This window comes from Stutzerimonas stutzeri (assembly GCF_013522825.1).
GTDB classification, from domain to species: Bacteria; Pseudomonadota; Gammaproteobacteria; order Pseudomonadales; family Pseudomonadaceae; genus Stutzerimonas; species Stutzerimonas stutzeri_AK.
In genome coordinates this window covers 75,835-87,779 of record NZ_JAAMQZ010000013.1, presented here as the reverse complement: position 1 = coordinate 87,779, position 11,945 = coordinate 75,835, and the positions used below count along the sequence as shown (strand labels likewise).

The window sequence follows — 11,945 nt, the reverse complement described above, 5'->3', positions numbered from 1 at the left end:
CCAAGGCCCCTCCTACAACAGCCGCGCCTCCTGCCCACAGACCGTAGCCTGGATTAGCCGAAGGCGTAATCCGGGTTTCCGAAGGCGTAATCCAACATGACCTGGCGCTTGCTGCGCCAGGTTCGTTAGCGGCCTACGCCTTCCTCCATGCAGCGCACGGCACGCTTCTTGTTATCCACCAGCACGCCGGTCAGGCCTTTCTGCTCGGTATCGAACAACACCAGTACGCCGTCGATGCACTGTGCGACCTGGGTGGCCGGTTTCAGCGATACCCGATAATCCTCGCCAGGCACGGTCTTGAGCATGGTGTAGTCGGCCAGCAGCAGCGCATCCTCGGGTTTGGCGATATGCACGTAGCCGTAATAGCTCAGCACGGCGATGGTGCCGAAGACGCTGCCAATGGCGGTGAGAATCAGTGGGATGGGGTTGCGTTCGGACATCTGTAGTCTCGTCTGGAAAGGGCGTTGTGCGGGCACTCAGAGAATATTGGCGTAATCGGCTTCGATACGATCCAGGCTCAGGTGGTTGAGGAAGTTGGAGAAGCACATCCAGGCTGACAGCGCATTGAGGTCCTGGAACTGCTGCGGCAGATAGCGCGGCGGTGCCACCATGCCCTCGTCTACCAGTTGGCGCAGGGTGCGCATGTCTTCCAGGGTGGTCTTGCCGCAGAACAGCAGCGGGATCTGCTCCAGCTTGCCCTTGCGCACCGCCAGCTGAATGTAGTTGTAGACCATGATGAAACCCTTCAGATAGGACAGGTCCTTGGTGAAGGGCAAGCCATTGGGCAGCGAGCCACGGAACACGCGGTTGGCGTTGCTGTAGCACTCGTCCTCGTCGTAACCCTGCTCGCGGAAGAAGGCGAACACATCGAGGAAATCCGCGCCCTCCTCGGCCATGTGGATGGCGCGGGTACGGTTGGTCAGCTTGCGCAGGCGTGTTGGATAGGAGGCGAAAGCGATCACCTCCATCAGGATCGCCAGGCCTTCCTGAGTCACCGTCGAGGACGGCGGCCCCTTGGCGAGGAAGGTGCAGATCGGCTGGTTCTGGCCGTTGAGCGTGGTGCCCACGTGTACCAGCCCCTCATGCACTTCCAGGGCACGCACGTCGCGCGCGTTGAACATGGCGTCACTGCGGATCTTGATGTAGTCGGCGCCGGCTGCCGCATCGGCGAGGATGCCGTCGGACTCGAACACCCGGATCACGCCCTCGCCTTCACCGAATACCAGGTCCAGCCTTCGCTGCAGCATGTCCACGGCCTGCTGGGCATTGAGTGTCTTGGCTTCGTCCTTGAGGTCGCCCCGGTCGGCGATGTTGTTCAGGTAGTCGGAGAGCATCAGGCCGAGATCGGACAACGTCGGATCGCCGGCATGGAAGGCGTCCGAGGCCGCGCCGTAGAGTTCCTGGGAGATCAACCCGAAGTCGGCGGTGCCACGCGCTTCAAGCATGCGGATCACCATGCGATATTCGCGGCACATGCGCCGCATGATCTGCCCGACCGGGTTGAACTGGCCCAGCTGGCGGGTGATGTCGCGTTCGATGTTCTGGAATTCTTCCTTCTTGGCGCTGGAGTCGAAGGCCAGCGGTCGGCCTTCGTACCAGGCGCGATCGATCCTGGGCAGCTCGCGACAGCCGGAGGCGAAGAAACCCTGACGGATGCTGTCGTCCCACTTCACCGCATCGAGCACCCGCACCGGGGCCTGCGCCTCGACGATACGGTCGGACAGCGCGCGCACCGTGAGCTGATAGTCGTCCAGTGTGTGGGAAGTGTTCATCGCTACCTCTCTGGATCGCAGGGGTCTCCTGTGCCGGGCCGGCTGGGCCTGACCCGGCACGGGGTTCGTCAGACTTCCGGACGCATGTGCGGGAACAGGATCACGTCGCGAATCGACGGCGAGTTGGTCAGCAGCATCACCAGACGGTCGATACCAATGCCCTCGCCGGCGGTGGGCGGCATGCCGTATTCCAGCGCGCGGACGAAATCGGCGTCGAAGTGCATGGCCTCGTCGTCGCCGGCGTCCTTTTCCGCTACTTGAGCGTGGAAACGCTCGGCCTGATCCTCGGCGTCGTTGAGTTCGGAATAGGCGTTGGCGATCTCGCGGCCACCGATGAACAGCTCGAAGCGGTCGGTGACGTTCGGGTTCTTGTCGTTGCGGCGCGCCAGCGGCGAGACCTCGAAGGGGTACTCGGTGATGAAGGTCGGCTGCTCCAGGCGATGCTCGACCAGTTCTTCGAAGATCATCACCTGCAGCTTGCCCAGACCTTCATGGCCCAGCAGCTTGGCGCCGGCCTTTTTGGCGATGGCGCGGGCTTTTTCCAGATCGTTGAGATCGTCGGCGCTGATGTCCGGGTTGTACTTGAGGATCGAGTCGAACACCGACAGCCGCGCGAACGGCTCGCCGAAGTGGAACACCTTGTCGCCGTAGGGCACGTCGGTGCTGCCGAGCACGGCCTGGGCCAGCTCGCGGAACAGCTCCTCGGTCAGGTCCATGTTGTCTTCGTAATCGGCGTAGGCCTGGTAGAACTCCAGCATGGTGAACTCGGGGTTGTGCCGGGTCGAGACACCTTCGTTGCGGAAGTTGCGGTTGATCTCGAACACACGCTCGAAACCGCCCACTACCAGGCGCTTGAGATACAGCTCCGGCGCGATGCGCAGGAACATCGGCAGGTCCAGCGCGTTGTGGTGCGTCTCGAACGGCTTGGCCGCGGCACCACCGGGGATGGTCTGCAGCATCGGCGTTTCCACTTCGAGGAAGTCGCGCTCTGCGAGGAACTTGCGGATATGCGCGATGACCTGAGAGCGCACGCGGAAGGTGTGGCGGGTTTCCTCGTTGACGATCAGGTCGACGTAGCGCTGGCGGTAGCGCTGCTCGGTGTCGGTCAGACCGTGGTGCTTGTCCGGCAGCGGACGCAGGGATTTGGTCAACAGGCGCACGGCGCTCATATTGACGTACAGGTCGCCCTTGCCCGAACGCGCCAGGGTGCCTTCAGCGGCTACGATGTCGCCCAGGTCCCAGGTCTTGATCGCTTCCAGGGTTTCGGCTGGCAGGCCCTTGCGGTCGACATAGACCTGCAGGCGTCCGGTCATGTCCTGCAGCACCATGAAGGCGCCCCGGTTGAGCATGATGCGCCCGGCGACCTTTACCGGAATGGCCGCTGCTTCCAGCTCTTCCTTGCTCTTGTCGGCGTATTTCTGCTGCAGGTCGTTGCAGTAGCTGTCGCGACGGAAGTCGTTGGGGAAGACATTGCCCCTGGCGCGCTCGGCGGCCAGTTTTTCCTTGCGCTGAAGGATCAGGCTGTTTTCTTCTTCTTGAAGGGCGTGCTGGTTCAGCGGTTGTTCGCTCATGTCGGCGGATCGTTCCGGTCAAAGATGAAATTAAGTTGCAAGCCTCAAGCCTCAAGCCTCAAGCCGGAGAGGTCGCGCCAGGCTTGTCGCTTGAGGCTTGCAGCTTGCCGCTGCTCTAGAGGCCTTGTTTGAGGCTGGCTTCGAGGTACTCGTCAATATCCCCATCCAGCACCTTGTCGCAATCGCTGCGCTCGACGCCGGTACGCAGATCCTTGATGCGCGAGGCATCGAGTACGTAGGAGCGGATCTGGTGGCCCCAGCCGATATCCGACTTGGTATCTTCCAGCGCCTGCGAGGCCGCGTTGCGCTTCTGCATCTCCTGCTCGTACAACTTGGCCCGCAGCATCTTCATGGCGGTGTCCTTGTTGGCGTGCTGGGAGCGCTCGTTCTGGCAGCTGACCACGGTGTTGGTCGGTACGTGGGTGATACGCACCGCCGAGTCGGTGGTGTTGACGTGCTGACCACCGGCACCGGAGGAGCGGTAGGTGTCGATACGCAGGTCCGCCGGGTTGATCTCGATCTCGATGTTGTCGTCGATTTCCGGCGAAACGAATACAGCCGTGAACGAGGTGTGGCGGCGGTTGCCGGAGTCATATGGACTCTTGCGTACCAGGCGATGCACACCGATCTCGGTGCGCAGCCAACCGAAAGCGTACTCGCCCTTGATGTGCAGGGTTGCGCCCTTGATGCCAGCCACTTCGCCTTCGGACAGTTCCATGATGGTCGCGTCGAAACCGTGCTTGTCGGCCCAGCGCAGATACATGCGCAGCAGCATGTTGGCCCAGTCCTGGGCTTCGGTGCCGCCGGAACCGGCCTGGATATCGAGGTAGGCGTTGTTGGGGTCCATCTCGCCGCTGAACATGCGGCGGAACTCCAGCCCTTCGAGAATTGCGCGCAGGCGATCCAGTTCGACAGCCACATCATCTACTGCGCCCTGGTCGTCCTCTTCGACCGCCATGTCGAGCAGGTCGCGGGAATCAGCCAGACCGCCTTCGAGTTCGTCAAGGGTTTCGACGATCTGCGCCAGGGTGGCGCGCTCACGCCCCAGGTTCTGGGCGTACTCGGGATTGTTCCAGACGTTGGGGTCTTCGAGTTCGCGGTTTACTTCGACGAGACGATCATGCTTCTGATCGTAGTCAAAGATACCCCCGAATCGACAGGGTGCGCTCGGACAGGTCCTTGATGCTGTTGAGGATCGGGTTGATTTCCATAGGTAGGCAGCTCTCAAACGGACGTTTTGAAAAGCCGACGATTATAAACCCAGCGGGCCATCACTGACAGCCCGGACTGGATCGATGGCGCGAATGAGCGAAGTGGATAAACAGGCGCTTCAGGCCGATATGCCGCGAACCTGATGCTCAAGCTCCGCCTTGAGCGCCTCGTCGAGCTTGAGCTGGCGGGCCAGCTCGTCCAGGTAGGCGCGCTCCATGAAATGCTCTTCGTCCACCATCAGCACGCTGGCCAGATACATTTCCGCCGCCATCTCGGGCGAGGTGGCGGCTGCGGCCACTTCGACCGGATCCAGCGGCTTGTTCAACTCCGCGTCGCACCAGCGCTGCAAGTCCACATCGGTGGTCAGCTTAGCCAGTTCCGCATCGATCATCTGACGCTCCTGATCATCCACATGGCCGTCGGCCTTGGCCGCTGCAATCAGCGCCCTGAGGATGGCCTGGCTGTGCTCTTCGGCCTGCGCCGGAGGCAGGCGGTCAATCGTCATGGGCGTCCGCGTGGCTTGCGGTGATGCGCCGTTCTGCTGCGCCTGCCAGTTGCCATAAGCCTTGTAGGCCAGCACGCCAAGCGCTGTCAGGCCGCCATACGTGATGACCTTGCCACCCAGTTTGCGCGCCTTGCGATTACCCAGCAGCAATCCCATGGCACCCGCTGCCAATGCGCCACCGCCAGCGCCCGACAGCAGACTGCCGAGGCCTCCGTCACCGCGACCGGAAAGCAGATCGCCCAAGCCACCACCAGCGCCGGGAGCGGGATTTGATGTTTGTTTCTTCTGCAGCAATTCCTGGCCGGATTTCAGAAGCTGATTGAGCAAACCACTGGTTTTCATAAACAACCCTCGAAAAGGAACAGATGGATCAATCGGGGATACCGGAAGCCGACCGAAGCGGCGTGTCCCGATGCGCAGCACGTACATATTGTGGCGGCCAGGCGACCGAACTCTCACGCAAGTCTTCTGCCGCGTGCAGCGGCCAATAGGGATCACGCAACAGCTCGCGCGCCAGCAGGATGAGATCGGCCTGGCCGGTGCGCAGGATGTGCTCGGCCTGCACGGCCTCGGTAATCATGCCCACGGTGCCGGTGGCGATTCCGGCTTCACGGCGTACCCGCTCGGCGAATTGCGTCTGGTAGCCCGGTCCGACAGGGATCTCCGCATTGGCGGCGGTACCGCCGGAGGACACATCGATCAGATCGACCCCCAGCGCTTTCAGGCGCCGCGCCAGCTCGACGGTTTCGTCGGAGTTCCAGCCATCCTCGACCCAGTCGGTGGCCGACAGGCGGACGAACAACGGCAGCTCATCCGGCCACACGGCCCGCACGGCCTGGGTCACCTCCAGCAGCAGGCGGATGCGATTCTCGAACGAGCCGCCATAAGCGTCCTGACGCTGATTGGACAGCGGCGAGAGGAACTGATGCAGCAGATAACCATGTGCGGCATGCACTTCAGCCACTTTGAAGCCCGCCGCCAGCGCACGTTCGGCTGCGCGCACGAAAGCCTTCACCACGGCAGCGATACCGGCTTCGTCCAGCATTTCGGGAATGGCGTGCTGTGGATCGAAGGCAATGCTCGACGGCCCCACCGGTATCCAGCCGCCTTCGGCGACGGGCACGCTGCCATGCTTGCCGAGCCAGGGTTTCCAGGTGCTGGCCTTGCGTCCGGCATGGGCCAGCTGGATACCAGCCACCGAGCCCTGGGCCTCGATGAAGTTAGTGATGCGGCGCAATGGCTCGATCTGCTCATCGTTCCAGAGCCCCAGATCCTGAGGCGAGATCCGTCCGTTGGCGGCCACGGCAGTGGCTTCGATGATGACCAGCCCGGCGCCGCCTACGGCGCGACTGCCCAGGTGGACCAGGTGCCAGTCGTTGGCCATGCCTTCCCTGGCCGAGTACTGGCACATGGGCGAGACGGCGATACGGTTGGGCAAGGTCAGCTGGCGCAAGGTCAGCGATGCGAACAGTTGGGTCATGGTCGGCCTCTTCTACTGCAACGAATGCGATATGGACACCTTGCAGTAAAGACCATTCGCACGCCAGAGAGGCTGGGCAGTAATCACCCGTGCATCACCGCTTCAGCGTGCCTCGATATGGGCAACCAGCAACTGCACACTTTCGCGACCACGAAATTCGTTGACGTCCAGTTTGTAGGCCAGGTTGGCCCAGCGCACACCGGCATTGGGCCAGAGCCCGCGGTCGATATTGAAGGCGATGCCGTCAAGTGTCAGCGAGCCGCACTCGCTCCTGACCACCATCTTCAGGTGCTTCTCGCCGACCAGACGCTGCTGCACCAGCTGGAACACGCCGTGGAACATGGGTTCTGGAAAGTGCTGGCCCCACGGGCCGGCATTACGCAGCGCCTTGGCCAGCTCCAGATGAAACTCCTCGATGCTGAGCTGGCCGTCAGTCAACAGGCGTCCGGTGAGATCGTCCTCGCACAGCTGGCGGCGAACCTCGGCGTCGAACGCCGCGGCGAAGGCACCGAAGTTTTCCTGCGGCAGCGACAGCCCCGCAGCCATGGCATGACCACCGAACTTGCTGATCAAGCCCGGATGACGGGCGGCCACGGCGTCCAGCGCATCGCGTACATGAAAGCCCGGCACCGAACGCGCCGAGCCCTTCAGCACGCCATCACCGGCGTCGGCAAAGGCGATGGTGGGTCGGTGATAGCGTTCCTTCAGGCGCGAAGCGAGGATACCGATAACGCCCTGATGCCAATCCGGCTCGAACAGGCAGAGGCCGAACGGCAGATCGTCCAGCGGCAGCTCCTTGAGTTGCGCCAGGGCCTCGCGCTGCATGCCCTGCTCGATGCCCTTGCGGTCCTGATTGAGCTGATCGAGCTGTACTGCCATGTCGCGTGCCAGCGCTTCGTCTTCGCAGAGCAGGCATTCGATGCCCAGCGCCATGTCGTCCAGGCGTCCCGCCGCGTTCAGGCGCGGCCCGAGGATGAAGCCCAGGTCGGTTGAGGTGATGCGCTTATGGTCGCGCCCGGCCACTTCGAGGATCGCCCGCAGACCCGGTCGCGCCCGCCCCGCACGAATCCGCGCCAGCCCCTGATGCACCAGGATGCGGTTGTTGGCATCCAGCGGCACCACGTCGGCAACACTGCCCAGCGCCACCAGATCCAGCAGCTCGGCCAGGTTCGGCTCGCTCCAGCCATTGCGGACAAACCAGCCCGACTCGCGCAGCCGCGCCCGCAGCGCCAGCAGTACGTAGAAAATCACCCCAACGCCGGCGATGCACTTGCTCGGGAAAGCGCATTCGGGCTGATTGGGATTGACGATGGCATCGGCTGCCGGCAGATCATGACCGGGCAGATGGTGATCGGTCACCAGCACCATCAATCCGGCAGCCTTGGCCGCAGCGACACCGTCCACGCTGGAGATGCCGTTATCCACGGTGATCAATAGGTCTGGCTGGCGTTCGAGCGCCACAGCGACGATTTCAGGCGTCAGGCCATAACCATATTCAAAGCGGTTGGGCACCAGATAATCGACATGCGCCGCGCCGAGCTGGCGCAGGCCCAGCACGCCGACCGCGCTGGCGGTGGCGCCATCGGCGTCGAAATCGCCGACGAAGAGAATGCGCTGGCGTTTTTCCAGCGCCTCCACCAGCAGCTCCACAGCCGCCTCGATGCCCTTGAGCTGGCCGTAGGGAATCAGCCGCGCCAGCCCCTTGTCCAGCTCGGCCACGGACTGCACGCCACGCGCGGCATACAGGCGCGTCAGCAAGGGTGGCAGGTCGCCCAGATCGGGCAGCTGTGCGGGAAGAGGACGGGGTTCGATACGCATGAAGTTCGACAGTCTCGGGATTTGCTTGCTGCTCGGAAAGCGGGAAATAGATCGGCCTGCTAGCGCTCGCCCATCAGCCAGCTCAGCGCCACCTCGAACTGCCCTCGCTCGTCGGTGATGAACAGGGTGCCATCGCTGATCATCACGCCCCACTGGATGCTGCGTGGCAGGTCCGTGACCAGGTCGGCCAACGTCTCCGACTCGATGACTGCAATGGACAGATTCTTCAGACCCTTGACCGCATCGGGTACCTTGCCCTGCCAGACGCGCAGATTACCGTAAGCAACCAGGCTGGTGCGCTCGGCACGTCGGGAGCACCAGGTCAGACGCTCGGCATCCGGTTGTCCGACCTCGATCCAGTGCAACACGCGACCGTCCAGGCTCTTCTCCCACAGGGCCGGCTCGTCGATATCCGACAGCCCGCGACCGAAGGCCAGTTGTTCGCTGTACCACAGCGCATAGGCGATCAGGCGGATACCCAGGCGCTCTTCGGTTTCGGACGGATGGCGCGCCACAGTGAAACGGACGTTTTCATAAACGCCGCGATCGAGGTCGGTGAGATTGAGTTCGACTTTATAGGGAGTCGCTTGCAAGGCCATGGGAGCGTCGCCTGGAAAAAGGGGCGCAGTCTAGCAAATCAGTGCAGCGGGTCGCTGGCTTATCCAGCCACCCGAACGCAATTGCGCCCCGCTGCCTTCGCTTCGTAGAGTGCCCGATCAGCCTCGCCCATCAGGCGGTCGAGGTCATAGCCGGCGCACGCCGTATCACTCACACCAATGCTGACGCTGAGCATTCCGGACGGACGGAACGGCAAGTTGGCAAACTCAGCGCGAATGCGCTCGGCCACATCGCGGGCGACCCCCGCGTCGGCATCGGCCAGCAGGCAGGCGAACTCTTCGCCACCGATGCGTCCGAAAACATCCTGCCGCCGCATGCGCGACTTCATCACCTGGCAAAAACTGATCAACGCATGGTCGCCGGCCTTGTGGCCAAGGGTGTCATTGAGGCGCTTGAACTGATCCAGGTCACAGAGCAGCAGTGTCGCCTGCTGCCCGGCGGCGCGACAGCGCAGCAACAGCCGCTCGCCATATTCGATGAAGGCCCGGCGGTTGCCGATGCCGGTCAACGGATCGCTGAGCGACGCCTGGCGGTACTCCAACTCGGCTCGCTCGCGCACCATCGCCAACGTCACGAAGGCGATGCCAACCGCGTAGAGCATGGTTTCGAAGATCACCAGGGCGAAGAAGTCGAACTGCCCGGACACCTCGAAGGGCCGACCGTGGTCGAAGGGAATGCGCAAGACATAGACCGTGACATGCACCGCCATCAGCACCAGTGCAGGGCGCAGGGATACCCGAATCACCTGGCGGCTACGCCATAGTTCCGCCATGGCCATGCCGATATAGATGATGGTGAGCAGCGACAGCGTGGCGATACGCACCCGCAACGCATCCGCATCGAAAAAGGCCGGAAACAAACAGAGACCCGTCCAGATCAGCGGAGCGGCAACGATCCCTCGCCAGTGCGGCTGACGCCCGGCGAATACGCGCATCGCCGTCCAGTTGAAGGCCAGCGCCAGCGCCAGCAACGAGTTGCCCAGGATAATCGGTACCCAGTCGATACCCATGTTGCGCAGCGCGCCCAGGGCCGTGGCCACGACACCGAGAAAAAGCCCCAGACAGAGATAGCCGAGCGTCGGCTCCCGACGCCCGCTACGCCAGGACAGGAACATCAGAAGCGCCACCAGCAGCATCACATAGATGTCGGTGACGATGAGGGTGGGGACGCTTAATTGCATAGAGGCACCGACCCGCGCGCCCATCCGGTCGATCGACCCGGATTCTCAAAGCGCCAAGAGCATCACAACTTTAGCGATTCGCCATCGCAATGTCCTGCGTTCCGAGAGGTAAAAGCTGACCGTTCGGAAAAAGACCATTCGATCAGAATGTTTTGACAATCATTCTCATTCTGTTTAGCATCGCCGTCATCAAACAGGCTCAACGGGTAGTTCTTATGTACGTCTGTCTTTGCCAGGGTGTTACCGACGGTCAGATTCGCGAAGCCATCTATGAAGGCTGCTGCAGTTATGGGGAAGTACGCGCGACGACCGGTGTCGGCACCCAGTGCGGAAAATGCGCCTGTGTCGCCAAGCAAGTGGTGCGTGAAACCTTGGGCGATATCCAATCGGCCCAGGCCGCTCTCGCCTATCCCGCCGCTTACACCATCGCCTGAGCGCATCAGACTTTCCGAAAGCCGGGCATTGCCCGGCTTTTTTATGTCCGCAAATCAAGGCTTTGGCCACAACCGTGGAACGGAAGCATTCTTATTGCGTTTTACCTTTTGCATTCAATGACTTAGGTTTGACAGTCCCGCGCTTCGTGGCCAGACTTCTCAGTCACCACGGTTGATCGAGACAGGACACAGACATGAAAGGCGACAAGTTGGTCATTCAGCATCTCAACAAGATCCTTGGCAATGAGCTGGTCGCCATCAACCAGTACTTCCTGCATGCGCGCATGTACGAAGACTGGGGTCTGAGCAAGCTCGGCAAGCACGAGTACGAGGAATCCATCGACGAGATGAAGCATGCGGACAAGCTGATCAAGCGCATCCTCTTTCTCGAAGGCCTGCCCAACCTGCAGGACCTGGGCAAGCTGCAGATCGGCGAAAACACCCGCGAGATGCTCGATTGCGATCTCAGGCTGGAACACAGCGGCGTGCAGGATCTCAAGGTCGCCATCGCCTACTGCGAAAGCGTCGGCGACTATGGCAGCCGCGAATTACTGGAAGATATCCTCGAAGCCGAGGAAGAACACATCGACTGGCTGGAGACCCAACTGGGGCTGATCGACAAGGTAGGGCTGGAAAACTACCTGCAGTCGCAGATGGACGAATAACCTCTTCCGCAATGCAAAAAAACGCCATGGCCCGAAAGGAACATGGCGTTTTTTATGGCTCAATGGGCGGCAAAGCCTGGAGACCTTAGCGCTTGCCGCTTATGGCTGCCTCAGGCGTCAGTCGTGCCGACCGCCGACTTGATCAACGTCTGCAGCTCACCCTTTTCGAACATTTCCAGAATGATGTCGCTGCCGCCGACCAGCTCGCCGGCAACCCACAGCTGTGGGAAAGTTGGCCAGTTGGCGTACTTCGGCAGCTCCGAACGGATTTCCGGATTCTGCAGGATGTCGACGTAGGCGAATTTTTCGCCACAGCCCATCACGGCCTGGCTGGCGCGGGAGGAAAACCCGCACTGCGGCGCGTTGGGCGAGCCTTTCATGTACAGCAGCACCGGGTTCTTTTCGATCTGCTCTTTGATGGTTTCGATAATTTCCACGGGGCACCTCGGCTAGTCACGGATGGCGCGCATTGTACAGAACGACGACCTAAAAGCCGAGTCGCGGAGTCGGCTTTTGTCGCCGATCATCGAGCTACCGCCTTGTCCGACCATGTAAGGCAGGTGCATTGAGGCCGATTTGCGCCTGTGAAGCCTTTCTGGATAAGATCGCGCCTTTCCCGTTTCGTCGCTTTCCGTGCGACCCCCTGTCGTAAGGCCCTCTTTTTCCTGTAAAACCTCTGGCCTTCGACTG

General features: G+C 61.7%; 12 protein-coding genes. 2 read left to right on the top strand and 10 right to left on the bottom strand.

Translation table 11 applies throughout. The annotated features are described in order from the left end of the window. Positions 1-125: 125 nt before the first annotated feature. From G7020_RS10410 to G7020_RS10370, 9 genes are all read right to left on the bottom strand, one after another. A complete protein-coding gene (locus tag G7020_RS10410; RefSeq protein ID WP_181084093.1) occupies positions 126-440 on the bottom strand; it encodes a hypothetical protein in 315 nt (104 codons plus the stop codon). Between the two features lie 36 nt (positions 441-476). Then, positions 477-1,772, bottom strand: coding sequence for a flavohemoglobin expression-modulating QEGLA motif protein (locus G7020_RS10405; RefSeq protein ID WP_181084091.1), 1,296 nt, complete (start codon positions 1,770-1,772; stop codon positions 477-479). Between the two features lie 68 nt (positions 1,773-1,840). Beyond that, the gene (gene lysS, locus G7020_RS10400; RefSeq protein WP_181084089.1) at positions 1,841-3,343 is read right to left on the bottom strand and encodes a lysine--tRNA ligase; all 1,503 of its coding nucleotides are present in this window, start codon (positions 3,341-3,343) and stop codon (positions 1,841-1,843) included. Between the two features lie 115 nt (positions 3,344-3,458). Further along, positions 3,459-4,554 (bottom strand): peptide chain release factor 2 gene (prfB, locus tag G7020_RS10395; protein WP_181084087.1). Its coding sequence is split into 2 segments (ribosomal slippage): positions 3,459-4,481 and positions 4,483-4,554, totalling 1,095 coding nucleotides; the frame shifts between segments, so codons are not numbered across the junction. Between the two features lie 119 nt (positions 4,555-4,673). After that, positions 4,674-5,402, bottom strand: a complete 729-nt coding sequence (locus G7020_RS10390) for a tellurite resistance TerB family protein (RefSeq protein WP_181084085.1) — start codon at positions 5,400-5,402, stop codon at positions 4,674-4,676. Between the two features lie 28 nt (positions 5,403-5,430). Next, positions 5,431-6,540 (bottom strand): NADH:flavin oxidoreductase/NADH oxidase, encoded by a 1,110-nt coding sequence (locus G7020_RS10385; protein ID WP_181084083.1) that lies wholly within the window; start codon positions 6,538-6,540, stop codon positions 5,431-5,433. A gap of 102 nt (positions 6,541-6,642) precedes the next feature. After that, positions 6,643-8,358, bottom strand: a complete 1,716-nt coding sequence (recJ, locus tag G7020_RS10380) for a single-stranded-DNA-specific exonuclease RecJ (RefSeq protein WP_181084081.1) — start codon at positions 8,356-8,358, stop codon at positions 6,643-6,645. A 59-nt stretch (positions 8,359-8,417) separates the two neighbouring features. Further along, positions 8,418-8,957 (bottom strand): YaeQ family protein, encoded by a 540-nt coding sequence (locus G7020_RS10375; RefSeq protein ID WP_181084079.1) that lies wholly within the window; start codon positions 8,955-8,957, stop codon positions 8,418-8,420. Between the two features lie 59 nt (positions 8,958-9,016). Further along, entirely contained in the window at positions 9,017-10,156 is a 1,140-nt protein-coding gene (locus G7020_RS10370; RefSeq protein WP_181084077.1) for a GGDEF domain-containing protein, read from the bottom strand. 215 nt (positions 10,157-10,371) lie between these two features. Here G7020_RS10370 and G7020_RS10365 point away from each other — a divergent pair, with 215 nt between their 5' ends. After that, positions 10,372-10,590, top strand: coding sequence for a bacterioferritin-associated ferredoxin (locus G7020_RS10365; protein ID WP_181084075.1), 219 nt, complete (start codon positions 10,372-10,374; stop codon positions 10,588-10,590). A 194-nt stretch (positions 10,591-10,784) separates the two neighbouring features. Beyond that, on the top strand, positions 10,785-11,255 hold the full coding sequence (bfr, locus tag G7020_RS10360) for a bacterioferritin (protein WP_181084073.1): 471 nt from the start codon (positions 10,785-10,787) through the stop codon (positions 11,253-11,255). A gap of 110 nt (positions 11,256-11,365) precedes the next feature. Here bfr and grxD read toward each other — a convergent pair whose 3' ends face one another. Then, complete coding sequence (grxD, locus tag G7020_RS10355; protein WP_181084071.1) at positions 11,366-11,692, bottom strand: Grx4 family monothiol glutaredoxin; 327 nt, start codon at positions 11,690-11,692, stop codon at positions 11,366-11,368. Positions 11,693-11,945 lie beyond the last annotated feature (253 nt).